Below are 14,971 nucleotides of genomic sequence, written 5' to 3' on the forward strand. Positions count from 1 at the left end.
GAAAAGAGAAGTAGAAGGGATTATTCCCTTCTATCATTCAAGTCTGCTTAGTTTCTCCTTACGAGGTAGGCAACTGCCAGAAGTCCGGCGATTGCGAAGACTGCTTCAAAGCCAGGGATTCCTGGTTCTTCAGTTTCGTTGGTTGCTGGTTCCTCAGGCTCGGTTGGCTCGGTTGGCTCGGTTGGCTCGGTTGGCTCGGTTGGCTCGGTTGGCTCAGTTGGCTCAGTTACGTTGTCCTTTGGCTCGGTTACGTTGTCCTTTGGCTCGGTTGGCTCGGTTGGCTCAGCTGGTTCTTCGCCTTCGATGGTGACTTCCTTGTACAGATAGTACCTCAGTGTGTCATTGCCAGATTCAACATCAGCCGTCCTGAAGGCAAGACCTTCAGCAATTTCCTCTGTATCATCTTCATCAAGGGTCATGGAATTATCATTCCACATCATAATTCCATAAACATCATTACCGAGATTACCTGCTGTCTGAACTTCGAGCTCGCCAAATGTGTCGTCATCTTCGATTTCAACAACATTCATATAGTCAATCATCCAGACACCCTCAATTACAGCGAGGCTGTCGACCTGACCCTGGAAGACATCAGTGACGCGTACTCTGAGAACTTCAACATCGTCCTCACCGGCAACGTCTTCTTCATAACTCCAGGTTGCAGAGCCAGTTTCTCCTGTAAGATCAACTACCTGATCCTCTACAAACTCTCCATCCTTGCTAAGCTCCATCCAGACCTTGTCACCCTCAACATCGATCTGCTGTGCGGTCAACTCATAACCGTGACCAAGATCATATGATGAACCGGTTCTGAGAGTTACCTCGTCATCATTGTCCAGGATAAGTTTGGCGAGAAGGTCAGGTGTGTCGTTCTTGAGTGGAACATATGCTTCGGCAAAGAGACCAATAACTGGATACGTTTGGCGGATTTTGTCCCCATCTGTATCATTGTTATTGTAATCGATCTCAAAGCCGGTTTCTGTGATGTTGGCATAGTAAACCAACTCTGTATCATTAATTTTTGAACTGGTTTGGTTGAATGTACCTGATTTATCTATGATCAAAGATTCACTTGTAAGATTGTCATCAAGGTCATAGTAGAATCCAGCAAAGTTTGCATAAGTCCAGTTTCCTGGCTCATCTTCAAAGACCTCTCCTCTGATTTCATATGTACCTGGTTCGGTGTATTCTTTCATGAGGTAGAATCTCATTGGGCCACCAGATTCAACATCAGCCGTCTTGAAGGAAAGACCTTCAGCGATTTCCTCTGTATCATCTTCATCAAGGGTCATGGAATTATCATTCCACATCATGATACCTTGATCATCGAAACCTTCGATATTACCTGTTGTCTGAACTTCGAGTTCGCCAAATGTGTCGTCATCTTCGATTTCAACAACATTCATATAGTCAATCATCCAGACACCCTCAATTACAGCGAGGCTGTCGACCTGGCCCTGGAAGACATCAGTGACGCGTACTCTGAGAACTTCAACATCATCCTCACCGGCAACGTCTTCTTCATAACTCCAGATTGCATAGTTCTTATCTGTAAGATCAACTACCTGATCCTCCACAAACTCTCCATCCTTGCTAAGCTCCATCCAGACCTTGTCACCTTCAACATCGATCTGCTGTGCGGTCAACTCATAACCGTGACCAAGATCATATGATGTACCGGTTCTGAGAGTTACCTCGTCATCATTGTCCTGGATAAGTTTGGCGAGAAGGTCAGGTGTGGTGTTCTTGAGTGGAACATATTCCTCGGCAAAGAGACCAATAACTGGATACTGGCTGCGGATTGGGTCCCCATCTGTATCTACTTCAGTTTCATTGTATGCGTACTCATAGTCGGTCATGTTGATAACGGAATAATAAACAAGTCCACCTTCTGGTATCTTGTCACCGCTCAAAGGATCAGCATCCTTAGTACCTTCCTTTCCTTTATTGTATATCCTGAGATATTCGAATTCGAGTCCGTCATCAAGATCGTAGTAGAATCCTGCAAAATTCGTTGCATTCATTTCAATGTATTTGTTACCGTTAGTGTCAGTTGTGCCATAGTTTTCTACTATCTTTTGCACACTAGAACCGTTATAGACCGGTCCCCTGACCTCCACAGTATCTGCAGCGCTTGCTACGCCAGCAAATACTGTCAAGACCATAAGGGCAGCCATTAAAGTTGCTGTTAGTCTTTTCATAATTCTCCTCCGTTAGTTAATTTGTAGATATATGGTCAAGGTAAAGAGTGATTGATAAACAATAAAACGTACACATGTACGTCAAATCAACCTTTCATCGGTGAACATTACGCTCATTGACGAAAGGAAGCTCATCACCCTCTTGATCCCGTCATATTGGTTTGCAACCCTCTAATAAGAAAATTGCTTATTAAATCTTTTGTGGTCTCCAGGGTCAAAAAACGCTCTTTTTACTGGTAAATATCGATGTATTTCACGGCATATGCCGAATAAATTTCGTCCGAATTAATAAAGGGACCATTGAAAATACAGCTGATACTTGGCATATTGTCGACTTCCATATTTTTCGCATACACTCCCGGCCATGAGTTGCCCGGGGGCAAAGAGCCGGATACATTCGACATAGTATCAATGGTCTTAATCCTTTATCAGTTTGACCCCCAGATAGGGTAATGACGTACATTACCTATTTATATTAATCCATATCAATACTTTTTATACGAATATACGAAAACACTGATAAATCGTAAACCCGATTCCAGTAAAGTGAATGAGTGCTCATAAATAATTGCTATACATGAATTCATCAGGGGTACTACCCGACTTACACGAAAAAGGCGATGCTAAATGTTTACAGGCGCAGAGAATATTTCCACTGAAGACGAAGGAAACAGGGTTAAGACCGGCATTCCCGGCTTTGACGAATTGTGCGGGGGAGGCCTTGTACGTGACAGGAGTTATCTGGTATCCGGCACCTCAGGAGCCGGCAAATCCATATTCTCAACCCAGTACATCTACAACGGGATCACCCGGTACGGGGAAAACGGGATAATCGTGGCCACAGAGGAGCGGCCCGAACAGATACGTGAGAACATGATGCGTTTTGGCTGGGACCTGCAGGCCTTAGAAGAAGAGAACAAACTCGCAATAGTCGATGCCTGTTCGACAAAGATAGGAATCCCCTCCCAGGAAAAATATGTGGACGTGCGTCCCTTCGACATTCGCTCAATGATGGACCAGATCATCGCCACACAGGAAGAGATCGATGCCAAAAGGGCCCTGGTCGATTCAACGACATCCATCAGTTTCTATCTGCATGAAGCCGCCCGGATACGTGTGGAATTACTCAAACTCAGCACCACCCTTGAAATAATCGGTCTGACATCCCTGATGACCTGTGAAGTAATCGACGAGAAACAGCCCTCCAGATTCGGTGTGGAAAACTTCGTCACCGATGGTACATTCTCCCTCTACTACGACATGCATGACAATGTCCGCACCCGCAGTGTCGAGGTCTGCAAGATGCGCGGCTCAGACCACAGTAAAAAGGTCCACCCCTATGAAATCACAAAAGAAGGCTTCGTGATCCATCCCCACGAAGAAGTCTATACCCCCTTCTAAGCCCGGCCCCTAAGATCGGGCTACATTTCCCCGTTTTCATATTGGATACACCTGTATACTACAGGGTTGCGTCCAGACTGTAGTCATGGCGCTTAAGGATCTCCACCTGCTTACCCGTAATTCTTCCTGAACAGCAACCCCTTCAAAACTTCCACAAATCCCAGTGTAACTGCCGCAAAGCCAAGAGGCAACAACCAGTCCTGCAAAGCAAGCGGCACAAGGTCAAATACATCAGCCAGGAAAGGCACATACATAACCAGCAGTGTCAGGAGCAACGTGCTCAAAACGCCTGCAATGATCAATTTATTCCTGAAACCGGTTTTCAGCACAGACATCTCAAGGGAGCGGAAAGCAAACGGCACAAACATGATCATACTCACCACCGTAGCAAACGTGATTGTGCGTGCCCGCTCCAGATCTGCGGTCGGGTCTGCAAGCAAAAAGGAAGCAAAACAGGCAAGTCCCATCACCCCGGCCACAGAACCCACAAGTACAAGTTTCCTGCCGGCCAGGATTCCTTCACCCACAGGCCGGGGTCTGCGGTGCATTACTTCTTCTCTTGCCGGATCAAGGCCCAGCGCAATTGAAGGCATAATCTCGCCGAACATATTGATAAACAGGATCTGCAGGGCAAGCAGGGGAACCAGTTCATAGCCCAGCAGGGAAATCCCCAGCATAATCAGTATAATCTCATTGAAATTGCGTGAAACAAGGTAACTTGTAAATTTCTCTATATTATCATAAATGGTCCTGCCCCTCTTGACAGCCTCCACAATAGTAGCAAAATTATCATCCTGCAGCACCATATCACTGGATTGGCGGGCCACATCCGTGCCCTTAAGCCCCATCGACACACCGATATCAGCTCTTTTAAGCGCAGGAGCATCATTCACCCCGTCCCCGGTCATGGCAACAACATGTCCCTCTGCCTGCAGGGCTTTAACGATCCTCAATTTCTGCTCTGGCATAACCCTGGCATACACATGGATGTGATCCGCAATCTTTGCAAAGGCTTCATCACTCAAACCGGCCAGTTCATCTCCCGTAATCGCCCCGTCAGCCAGTATACCATCGGGATCTGAAATATTATCAGGCTGCTCTACAGGAATTCCCAGTTTGTCAGAGATAGCCAGTGCGGTTTTTACATTGTCCCCGGTAATCATCACCACTTTGATACCCGCCTGATGACACAAACCGATAGCCTCGGTAACACCTTCCCTTACCGGATCGGTCATTGCCATCAGTCCCAGGAAGGTCATCCCCTCTTCCAGATCAGTTTCATCCCACTTATCCCCCACATCCTTGCGGGCAATTGCAATCACCCTGTAGGCTCCGGAGGCAAGCCTGCCGTTTTCTTCCAGAATGGTCTTCCTGATGGTCTGGTCAAGCTGCACCCGCTCATTATCTTTAAGAATGTGATCACAACGCTCCAGCACAACCTCCACAGCCCCTTTGGTAAAGGAGATCGATCCCTGATTTTCCCGGTGAACTGTAGTCATCATTTTTCTATCAGAAGTGAAAAGGATCTCATGCAACCTTTCATGCTCCCCGGCAAACCCCTCCTTGCGGATACCCGCCTTTGAGGCAGCCGCCAGCAGGGCAAGTTCTGTGGGATCTCCCACCACATCCTCTGAATTGCCGTTTTGATTCAGGGATGCATTGTTGCAAAGGGTTGCCCCTTTCAACAGCAATTCCAGTGTGGAATCTTTGGGATTGAAACTATTCCCCTCAAGCACAAATTCCCCTTCAGCTCCATAACCCGAACCCGTAACCTCAAACAAACCTTCCATGGTCCAAATCTTTTCAACCGTCATCTCATTACGGGTCAGGGTCCCGGTCTTATCCGTACATATCACCGAGGTCGAGCCCAGGGTTTCTACCGCAAGCATTTTGCGTATGATGGCGTTTTTGGCAGCCATGCGGCGCATCCCGTAGGCCAGCGTAATAGTCAGGGTCAGAGGAAGGCCTTCGGGCACCGCGGCCACTGCCAGTGCCAGGGCAATGATCAACATCTCCTCGACAGGAGCCCCCGCAAAAATACCCAGCCCCAGAGCCATCCCTGATGCCAGCAAGGCCACAACTGCCAGTTTTTTGGAAAATGCCGAGATCTCCCTTTGCAGGGGAGTAACTTCCTTTTCAGGTTGAATCAGGGAAGCGATTGACCCCAGTTCCGTATCCATACCCGTGGCCATCACCACAGCCCTGCATTTACCTCTGACAACCTGAGTTCCGGCATAAAGAGGCTCATTCAAGTTTTTCTCCACAGGCAAACTTTCCCCGGTCAATGCCGATTCATCCACCTTAAGTTCCTGCAATTCAAAGACACAGGCATCTGCAGGTATACTGTCACCGGCTTCCAGTACCAGAATATCGCCTGTAACAACTTCCCTTGTGGCAATCTGGCGCAGGGTACCTTCACGTAAAACAGTGGTCTTTGGCCGCACAATCCCCTTGAGGGATTCCATGGCCTTTTCAGCCCTGTATTCCTGCACAAAACCCAGTAAGATTACAAAAATAATAAGCCCTAAAATCACCCAGAAATTTACCACTTCATCTATATACAGGGAAATCAGGGCCGCTGCAGCCAGCACCCATACAATAACATTACCCAGCTGGCCAATGAAGATCTTAAACGGAGTGGTTTTTTCCGTCTCTTCCAGCTCATTATACCCTTGCCTCTGGAGTTTGGCAGAAACTTCAGCTCTTCCAAGCCCTTCAGAATCTGCGATATTCTCGGGCAATTGCATACAACCCTGCTCTGATAATTTCATAACCTGCCAGCTCCCCGCTTAACTTTGAAATATACTATATTAAATCTTTATTGCAGTCATAAATGCAGGCAAAAGTCAGCCTGAAGCAGAATTCTTGTTCTCCTTGTCCTTTTGTATAGCAAATTTAAGCAATATTGGTGCAACAAAGATAGAAACAGCAGCCAACAATACAACTGCCGAAAATATTTCCTCTCCTATTATGCCCATCTCCCTGCCAATAGAAATCGTCACAAGAGTAACCTCTGCCCTGGGCATAACTCCTGCGCCGAATATAAGACTTTCATAAAAATTAAAGCCAACCGTTTTAGCACCTACAAAACCACCTACAAGTTTACCCAATAAACCAAAAACCACAATCAATACAGTAAAAATACCTGCAGCTCCCAGAGACGTTGGATCAACAGACATTCCTATATATACGAAAAAAACCGGTGTAAGCATACCATAAGCCAATCCTGAAACCTTACTTTGCACATCTTCGATTTTGGCAACGGATATATTTGAAAGCAGTACACCCCCCACAAAAGCACCGATAACGGCATGTAATCCCATCGCTTCTGCAAAATAGGCAGCAAACAGTGCAATCAATATTACAGTAGCAAATATGGATTCTCTTGAATGCATTTTTCTTACATATCCAAAAAGACGGGAAAAGACATAATGGGAAAGAAGAAACATTACACCAATGAATACAACCAGCTTGCCTATCATTGTCAAAAATTGCATGGATGAAGGAATTGCATTATGCTGCGCCATGGTACTAACAATAGATACCAGGAAAATGCTGATAATATCATCAAAGATCGCTGAACTTAACATCATTGACCCGGCTTTACTGGATAAATAATTCATATCCAATAATGTTTTTACAGTAACTCCTATACTCGTCGGGCTGAAAGCCACTGCCAGAACAAGACTTTCCAGATTTCCCAGGCCAAAAAGATATCCCAGTCCAAAACCAGATATAAAAGCTATCAATATCTGGAAAACTGTCGCAACGATCGCCTTTTTAGAAGATGCTTTCAAATCCTCAATATGAACTTCTTTATAACCTGCAATAAATAAAAGAAAAATGACACCCAGCTCTGCAACAGAAGAAATTGTATCAGTATTTTCCAGAACCGTCATCCCGAGGAATATACCTGCCAAAATTTCCCCCAGTATACCCGGCATCCCGGCTCTTTCAGAAACCTCGGATAGCACTCTGGCAGATAGCAAAATAATGAGGATCTGGAATAAAAACTCCATCTGTTAACCCCTTATACTGTAGATTGCCTTTATAACATCCGGTTTGCATATTATGCCCACAAGTTTATCGTTATCGACCACACAGAAACGGTCCACTTTATGTTTTATCATTATTTCTGCTACTTCACATAGATCCATCTCAGGTGGAATGGTGACAGGATGAGGAATCATAATTCCCCGGGCAAATTCACTGAGGGATTTCACTGCCATAAGATGAGTATGATCAAGCCGGGACACACGGTGGGTTAGCAATAACTGCAGGATAATATTCTGGTCAATTATACCCAGAAAATCGCCATTATCCTCCACCACTGGATAGGTATGGAACTCATTTTCATTAAATACTTCAAGTACCCTTTCCACAGAATCATCTGCCTTAATGGTAACCGGACGTGTCTCCATTATATCTTTCACATAAATCCGGCTGCACTTCTCATCAAGGTCTGAATATCCTTCTTCAGTAGATAAACGATTCATATCAAGTTCCCTTCCAGAAAACACACCTATCCAATGACAATATATTTCTTTTTCTACAAAGACATTATCCAAATATCAATTCTCATTCAGGACCCTGACATTCAGGGCTATGCCACTTCTTTCAATATATTCATTGATCCTTTGCATTGAATGGGGAATCATGCCACCACTGGTCAGTATCATACATCTTTTCCCGCACAGTGCCATCAGGATGGTGCGATCGATAACTCCGGTTGCTATATCGACACATATCGAATAATCCTCGGCAAGTAACTTGCTCTTTTTACCCATGGCCCCCACAATATCTATTTCCTCTTTTTCCATGTAACCTTCAAAATCAGCCGGATCGAACCTATCCATATCGTAGATCAGGATACCGCCGGCCTTTATTCCATGTCTGGTAAGTTCCACGATAGCCTTATTGTTCTCATGGATGTGTAAAACCCTGGCGTTAACCGCTTCATAAGGACAGTGCAGGGCATACTCTCCATGCAGTACCCCCAGATTCAATATGTCGCCTTCCCGGGTTTCAGGAGGCACCTCCACCCACATCAGTTCCGGAGGTTTCAGGGAATCCACTATTTCAGGAACCGTTTTGGGCTGCCTGTTGCCATGAGCAAGCCCGCGCCTTTCAATCTCCTTATATATATCAAAGGTCACCGGGCGTTTCAGGTGGGCCTGTCGCAGCAGTTCATCATCCTGGAATACTTCATCCGGAGTACCTTCCCCGATAACCTCCCCGTCCACCATGAAGAAAACATAATCCGCCCAGCTGTAGGCCAGATCAACATCATGGGTGGAAATGATCAGACTGGTACCCATGTGATTGAGCTCATGGAGGACATCCAGAAGTTCATCGGCACCCACCGGGTCCAGGCTTGCCAGTGGCTCATCCAGTATGATAGCCTGGGGATCCATAGCCACGATCCCGGCTATGGCAACCCTCTTTTTCTGGCCGCCACTCAAATGATGCGGAGGTTTATCCCTAAGTTCACTCAGGCCGAAATATTCCAGGGTCCCGTTTACCTTCTTTTCTATCTCTGCTTTGCTGTAGCCAAGATTGACCGGCCCAAAAGCCACATCCTGATATACGGTGGGTGCAAATACCTGATCATCGGAATTCTGGAAAACAATACCAATGTTTTTTCTTATTTCCCTCAGGGAAGCCTGATCGTAAACAAGTTCCCTGCCATCATAAAATATCTTGCCTTCAGCAGGCTTGAGGGTACCGTTAAGTAACAAAAATAAGGTGGACTTGCCCGAGCCGTTTTTTCCCACAAAAGCAATCCTTTTGCCCTTCTTTAACTTTATGTCTACACCTTTAACAGCTGTAGTCCCGTCAGGATAGGAATATTTCAGTCCGCGTGTTTCAAGTATTACCATAAACTAACCTCCAGCATACCATTAGAAACGTACCATACCCCCACGATTGCAACCATGTACCCCAGACTCAATGCAACTTCTGAAAAATTCACCGGTCTTTTCTCTTCAAAAATCATCATTTTCCCGTCATAACAGCGGGCATTCATTGCCACAAACGTTTTTTCTCCCTGCTCCCAGGACCTCAAAAAGAGAGTCGAACAGAGCATGGCCATTGAATGCAGGGATGTCCTCAGATCATGATAACCCAGCCTTACTGTCTGGGCATGCTTGATGCACCACGCAACATCCAGAAACACAAAGATGTACCTGTACATCATCATTGACAGTTCGATGAAAGAATCCGGCAGGCGTGTTTTTTTCAGGACTGAGAAAAGCTCCACCATGGGGGTTGTCAGTGCCAGGAAGAACAGGCAGCACATTCCTCCCAGGGTCCTGGAAAATACCAGGAAAGCCATTGACAATCCACCGGTATTCACACCCAGATGATAGTCCAGCACATTGAAACCAAAAAGTTCAGGACCACTGCCAAAAAAGAAGGCAATAATGATTACACTTAACACAACAAAAAATGCAGGTCCCATCAAAAGCTTCAGGTAGAATCTCGGAGGGACCCTGCCAAAAATAAGCGTTGCCAGCGACATACAGATAGCTATAGAAAAAGGCACAAGCGGAGATTGAGAGGATATACCCATAAGAATTCCAAAGCCAACCACCCCAATTTTCAGCCAGTTATTGGTATAACGCAGGGGGCTGAGCAGTGCATAATCATCAAGCATCTTGGTCATAATAAAGATTTCCGTATGTGAATTGTAGTGCACAAAATTGATTTTTAGGTATTAATATATGTCGTCAAAAAAAGGAAAGGAGGTAAAAAGCAAATCAGTCAGAGCGACCTTTACCCTTATAGTAACCAAAGAAGTATCCTATCACAACTGCACCGATAGCTGCCTGCAGTGCGAACAGGAGACTTTCAGTTTCCCCGCCTGGAGGCTCGAATCCAATGTTACCGATCCAGGGCTCATAACCACCCGTTACATCAGTGATCACTTCCTCGGCAGCACCGTCTACACCCCCGAACTCAGAACCCGGGTTTGCAGCCATCCCATAGAAGAAGGATGCCACAAAGAGTACAGCGATCACAGCAAATAGGATCTCACCTTTGCCGACCTTCATGCGGGAGTCCCCCTTATCTTATTAATCGTCTCCTGAGAGACCACTTTCAATTCCACAAGAGCATCACTTTTGACCTGTATAATGTACTTGAATATTAATGCTGTCAGAGCCCCTTCCATTATAGCCAGTGGAACCTGGGTTGTAGCAAATATTGCTGCAAAGGCCTGGAAGGATCCCCAAAATCCGCCGGCTTGCGACGGGAACGCCAGGGCAAGCTGGGTGGACGTTACCACATAGGTAATCCAATCCGCAAAGGTAGCCGCAAGGAAAACCACCACATAGAAATTGATGTTGGCCTTCATGCCTGCCTTATAGATCAAATATGCGACTACCGGACCTATAATACCCATTGAAGCCACATTTGCACCCAGGGTTGTCAGTCCGCCATGTGCCAGGAATAGAGCCTGGTACAACAATACGATTACACTCAGTACTGCTGTGACTGCAGGTCCAAACATTATGGCGGCCATTCCTGTTCCCGTGGGATGTGACGAACTACCCGTTACAGAGGGTAATTTCAGGGAAGACAGGACAAATATGAACGCACCTGCCACCGCCAGTAACGGCAGGAGATCACGTCTTTCAGAGACCAGTTTGTTGAGACGATACATACCAAACATTATAACCGGAATAGAGAATACAAACCACAATTGCCACCATGGGGAGGGCAGAAATCCTTCGAATATATGCATACTATATCACTCCTGATTGCAACATTTTACAAGTAAACTTAACTAAACAACACATTAGTTGATAGATCCCATAGAGAATTTATTGTATAAATATCTTGTTGTTTAATAAACCAAACTTGATTACAATACAAAACAAAGGCCTACCAGTTGGTTAAATTTTTTAAACAATGAAAATAAAACAAAATTGCTGGATTCTTATCTGACAACCAGCAGACAGTGAAGAGCCGATTGTGCCACAGGGGGATTGTCAACTGTGCCCTCAATTATACTTTCCTCAGGATAGCCCAGTTTTTCACAGACGTATATCCTGGCCTGTAATCCCATCCCTTCCAGGATTTTAGCAACTTCCACGGAGCCGAAAGTGTCTGCAGGAAGCAGGAGGACATTCTTCCCCAGTTCGATTTCAGCAACAAAAGCCTCTCTTGCAGGATGGGGATCTCTGCCATGAGCCGTTATCACCGCCAGCCCGTTCATACTCGTTTTTGTCCTCGCACAGGCAACATGCATCGAGGATATACCCGGAATTATACTGTCCCCTTCTCCGGCAAACTTGCCCAGGCCGGAAAACATGGGGTCCCCAGTGGAAAGCACTACCGCATCTTCGCCCAGCAGATGCAGGTTCTTGTAATCCTTTATCTTCTTTGCCTCTCCCTTTATATAGGGACCAGCGAGCTCAAGAGATCGCGGAGAACCATAAATTTCACCTGCAGTTTCGATTATCTCGATAGCCTGTTCTGTGAGCATTCCGGGCCCCACTCCCACACCCACAACTATCATTTCTTTTCCCCGCTGTCCATAAGCACAGTACCGTCACGCTCAACGATCACAACACGGGCACCCTTTGCCTTTTCCACGGTTTTTTCAAAGGCCCTGCGCAGATGCTGCCCTTCAGGTTCCATTTCCACCATTTCGGCAACCGTAGCAAAACCCGTGCCTTCAAGTACATCCGGGTAACCCCATTTTATGATAAGTCCGGGCAGGCCACAGATTATGACATCTCCTGTGGCAGCCTCGAGTGCTTCGGAAATGCGGCTGCCTGCAAGTACAACAGTGTAATCGGGAAACAGCATTGTGGAATAACGAATACCTATGCGGCCGGTTGTGAGGACAACTTTATCGGAACACCGGATCAGATCACCTTTCATTTCCCCGAGATGGTCATTCCAGGGTTCTACAAACCCGGTGGTACCCAGAATGGAAATACCTTCCTCCACACCGATAGTGGAATTTAGGGTCTGTCGTGCAATTTCTTCTCCCCTGGGCAGGGATATTTCCACTTCCGCACCCTTAAGACCCAGTTGTTCAACAGCTTCAAACACGGCCATCTTAATTTGCTGCAGGGGTTTGGGATTGATAGCAGGGTGGCCTTTTTTAGCCTGCAGGCCCCCGCGTGTTACTGTACCTATCCCCTCACCGGCATTAATTATAATTGAATCTGCTTCACGGGCATTCCCTACAAACTCAAGCCCCCGGGTAATATCGGACTCATGGTCATTATTGACCTTGGTCACCATCGCATAACCCCTGTCCGTTTCCTTTACATCAATATATGCACGCAGACCCACAGGAGTAGGGATGGAAACGGTCTTCACTTGCTCTTGCAGGGAAAGCACAGCTGCTTTGGCAGCCGCAGCCGCAGTTGTCCCTGTGGTATAGCCTCTCTTGAGAACTGAACCGTCACTTAAAACTACGAGCCTTCCGTTCTTTATACCCTCCACGAGTTCCTCATGTGGCATGGTCGCCTTTTCAAGCCACTCATCGGGAATTTTGGATTTATTCACAGGATCGATCATTGTCATTTACTCCATCTGTACGGTTATAAAATTAGCGTCATACACCTGTACGCTTGAACAGCTTATCCAGTTCTGCTTTGCCCAGGGTTATCATTGTGGGTCTGCCGTGGGGACATGTATAGGGATTTTCGGTCTTTTCAAGCTGGTCCAGCAAATTTTGCATCTGTTCCATATTACAGGGTGCCCCTGCCTTAATGGCACTCCTGCAGGCCATTGTCTTGCACAACATGTCTTCCATGCCCTTCTTCTCCTTTATCCTTCCCTGTTCAAAGAGATCAGCCAGTAAATCGTGCACGACCGAAGGGTCCTCTATCTTCCCCATCACAGTGGGAACGGTTGTTATCACATAGGTCTGCGTACCGAATTCTGACAGGGAAAATCCTAGGTTTTCCAGACAGGGTATGTATTCTTCCAGTAACACTTTTTCCCTTGTGGTCAGATCAACTGTCACAGGAGAGATCAGTTCCTGCCAGTTGTGTTTTACTCTCCTGGATATCTGTTCATACATTATCCGTTCATGTGCAGCATGCTGGTCTATCAGCAAAAGTCCCTCATCGGTCTCAGCCACTATATAGAGGTCATTGACCTGCCCCAGGATACGTGCCTCTGACACACCCGATCCCACCCTTTCAGGTTGAGCTTTTTCTTCTGCCAGGGCCCTTTCTGAGCTTTTGAGTCGGCGCTGGGTATCTCTGGCAGGGGCAGTGTAATTTGAGGTGTTTTCCCGGATAACAGGAGATTCAGAAGAGATAGGTTCCTTTGGAGTTGGTTTTTCAGGAGATGCCAGGGATGACTGCATGGTCTTGGTGCGGGACGGCTTTACTTCGGGTACCAGTTTCTCCTGTTTCAGCGCCTGCTCAACAGCCGCCGTGATGCCATCCATTATTTCATTCTCCCTGCTCAGCCTGACATAACGTTTTGCCGGATGGACATTGACATCCACCTCTTCCAGATTAATCCTCACGTTAAGTACCGCGGCAGGATAGCGACCTTTGGGCAGCATGGTATAATATCCAAGTCTCACAGCATTACTGATAGCAGGGGACAATATATTCCTTTTATTAACGAAAAAATAATTCATCTCACGGTTGCTGCGATAATATCCCGGTTTTGAGATATATCCCCACAGAGATAACAGGTCATCCTTGTATTCCACGGGTATCAACTGTCTTGCAACATCTGCTCCCAGCACCTGTACCATTCTGTCGAATAGTCCACCTTGCCCGCAACGCAGCACCACCTTGCCCTCATTTAACAAAGTAAAGGCAACCCCCGGGTTACCAAGTGCCTGACGGGTTACGGTATCAGTTATGTGGGAAAGTTCGGTCCTTTTGCTCTTGAGATACTTGCGCCTGGCCGGTGTATTATAGAACAGGTCCCGTACCTCTACACGTGTACCCACCGAAGATCCGGTCTCTGTTACCTCCCCAACTAAACCTCCTTCCACCCCGATTTTTACAGCCGAAAGACAATCTGCGGTTCTGCTGATAAGTTCTACTCTGGAAACCGCCGCAATAGAGGAGAGCGCCTCGCCCCTGAAACCCAGGGTAATTATCCTGTGCAGGTCATCCTTGCTTTCGATCTTGCTTGTAGAATGCTTGGAAAAGGCCAGCGGAGCTTCGTCCCGGCCTATCCCTCTGCCATCATCTATCACGGTGATGTTTTTTGATCCGGCCCCCTCTATTTCCACTCGAATATCCGATGCTCCTGCGTCCAGAGAGTTATCTATCAACTCCTTGACCACAGAGGCAGGTCTTTCTATGACCTCTCCTGCAGCGATCTGGTTGATTGTGGCCTCATCAAGTAAATGGATATGCTCCGGCTTTTCCATA

At 46.5% G+C, this 14,971-nt stretch carries 12 protein-coding genes; 1 reads left to right on the plus strand and 11 read right to left on the minus strand.

The features are described 5' to 3' along the window. Nucleotides 1-47: 47 nt before the first annotated feature. Nucleotides 48-2,201 carry an S-layer protein domain-containing protein gene (locus tag CI957_RS04560; RefSeq protein ID WP_128754302.1) on the minus strand — a complete coding sequence of 718 codons (2,154 nt, stop codon included), beginning with the start codon at nt 2,199-2,201 and terminating at the stop codon, nt 48-50. A 627-nt stretch (nt 2,202-2,828) separates the two neighbouring features. On the opposite strand from CI957_RS04560, the gene CI957_RS04565 reads away from it, so the two are divergent. After that, on the plus strand, nt 2,829-3,602 hold the full coding sequence (locus tag CI957_RS04565; protein ID WP_128754303.1) for an ATPase domain-containing protein: 774 nt from the start codon (nt 2,829-2,831) through the stop codon (nt 3,600-3,602). 110 nt (nt 3,603-3,712) lie between these two features. On the opposite strand, the gene CI957_RS04570 is transcribed toward CI957_RS04565, so the two are convergent. The 10 genes from CI957_RS04570 to mutL all read right to left on the minus strand — a co-directional run bounded on the left by CI957_RS04570 (nt 3,713) and on the right by mutL (nt 14,970). After that, entirely contained in the window at nt 3,713-6,373 is a 2,661-nt protein-coding gene (locus tag CI957_RS04570) for an HAD-IC family P-type ATPase (RefSeq protein ID WP_128754304.1), read from the minus strand. A 75-nt stretch (nt 6,374-6,448) separates the two neighbouring features. Then, entirely contained in the window at nt 6,449-7,621 is a 1,173-nt protein-coding gene (locus tag CI957_RS04575) for a cation:proton antiporter (protein ID WP_128754305.1), read from the minus strand. A gap of 3 nt (nt 7,622-7,624) precedes the next feature. Next, a complete protein-coding gene (locus CI957_RS04580) occupies nt 7,625-8,098 on the minus strand; it encodes an HPP family protein (protein WP_241645913.1) in 474 nt (157 codons plus the stop codon). Nucleotides 8,099-8,173: 75 nt separating this feature from the next. Continuing rightward, complete coding sequence (locus CI957_RS04585) at nt 8,174-9,481, minus strand: energy-coupling factor ABC transporter ATP-binding protein (protein WP_128754306.1); 1,308 nt, start codon at nt 9,479-9,481, stop codon at nt 8,174-8,176. Next, the gene (gene cbiQ / locus CI957_RS04590; protein WP_128754307.1) at nt 9,475-10,266 is read right to left on the minus strand and encodes a cobalt ECF transporter T component CbiQ; all 792 of its coding nucleotides are present in this window, start codon (nt 10,264-10,266) and stop codon (nt 9,475-9,477) included. Before cbiQ ends, CI957_RS04585 begins: the two co-directional genes overlap by 7 nt. 94 nt (nt 10,267-10,360) lie before the next feature. Then, nucleotides 10,361-10,654, minus strand: a complete 294-nt coding sequence (locus tag CI957_RS04595) for an energy-coupling factor ABC transporter substrate-binding protein (protein WP_128754308.1) — start codon at nt 10,652-10,654, stop codon at nt 10,361-10,363. Continuing rightward, nucleotides 10,651-11,346, minus strand: a complete 696-nt coding sequence (locus tag CI957_RS04600; RefSeq protein WP_128754309.1) for an energy-coupling factor ABC transporter permease — start codon at nt 11,344-11,346, stop codon at nt 10,651-10,653. The genes CI957_RS04595 and CI957_RS04600 overlap by 4 nt, the downstream gene beginning before the upstream one ends. 195 nt (nt 11,347-11,541) lie before the next feature. Next, complete coding sequence (locus CI957_RS04605) at nt 11,542-12,123, minus strand: cobalt-precorrin-7 (C(5))-methyltransferase (RefSeq protein WP_128754310.1); 582 nt, start codon at nt 12,121-12,123, stop codon at nt 11,542-11,544. Continuing rightward, nucleotides 12,120-13,139: a cobalt-precorrin-5B (C(1))-methyltransferase gene (locus tag CI957_RS04610; protein ID WP_128754343.1), complete on the minus strand. Its 1,020-nt coding sequence runs from the start codon at nt 13,137-13,139 to the stop codon at nt 12,120-12,122. Before CI957_RS04610 ends, CI957_RS04605 begins: the two co-directional genes overlap by 4 nt. Before the next feature lie 37 nt (nt 13,140-13,176). After that, nucleotides 13,177-14,970 carry a DNA mismatch repair endonuclease MutL gene (gene mutL, locus CI957_RS04615; protein ID WP_128754311.1) on the minus strand — a complete coding sequence of 598 codons (1,794 nt, stop codon included), beginning with the start codon at nt 14,968-14,970 and terminating at the stop codon, nt 13,177-13,179. Nucleotide 14,971 lies beyond the last annotated feature (1 nt).

It is taken from the genome of Methanohalophilus sp. WG1-DM, from assembly GCF_004104135.1.
Classification (GTDB): domain Archaea; phylum Halobacteriota; class Methanosarcinia; order Methanosarcinales; family Methanosarcinaceae; genus Methanohalophilus; species Methanohalophilus euhalobius.

Bases quoted from the DNA above. Each gene is read 5' to 3' on its own strand.
- CI957_RS04575 (WP_128754305.1), bottom strand. From the start codon at position 7,621: ATGGAGTTTTTATTCCAGATCCTCATTATTTTGCTATCTGCCAGAGTG.
- mutL (WP_128754311.1), bottom strand. From the start codon at position 14,970: ATGGAAAAGCCGGAGCATATCCATTTACTTGATGAGGCCACAATCAAC.
- CI957_RS04605 (WP_128754310.1), bottom strand. From the start codon at position 12,123: ATGATAGTTGTGGGTGTGGGAGTGGGGCCCGGAATGCTCACAGAACAG.
- CI957_RS04585 (WP_128754306.1), bottom strand. From the start codon at position 9,481: ATGGTAATACTTGAAACACGCGGACTGAAATATTCCTATCCTGACGGG.
- cbiQ (WP_128754307.1), bottom strand. From the start codon at position 10,266: ATGACCAAGATGCTTGATGATTATGCACTGCTCAGCCCCCTGCGTTAT.
- CI957_RS04565 (WP_128754303.1), top strand. From the start codon at position 2,829: ATGTTTACAGGCGCAGAGAATATTTCCACTGAAGACGAAGGAAACAGG.
- CI957_RS04600 (WP_128754309.1), bottom strand. From the start codon at position 11,346: ATGCATATATTCGAAGGATTTCTGCCCTCCCCATGGTGGCAATTGTGG.
- CI957_RS04570 (WP_128754304.1), bottom strand. From the start codon at position 6,373: ATGAAATTATCAGAGCAGGGTTGTATGCAATTGCCCGAGAATATCGCA.
- CI957_RS04595 (WP_128754308.1), bottom strand. From the start codon at position 10,654: ATGAAGGTCGGCAAAGGTGAGATCCTATTTGCTGTGATCGCTGTACTC.
- CI957_RS04610 (WP_128754343.1), bottom strand. From the start codon at position 13,139: ATGATCGATCCTGTGAATAAATCCAAAATTCCCGATGAGTGGCTTGAA.
- CI957_RS04560 (WP_128754302.1), bottom strand. From the start codon at position 2,201: ATGAAAAGACTAACAGCAACTTTAATGGCTGCCCTTATGGTCTTGACA.
- CI957_RS04580 (WP_241645913.1), bottom strand. From the start codon at position 8,098: ATGAATCGTTTATCTACTGAAGAAGGATATTCAGACCTTGATGAGAAG.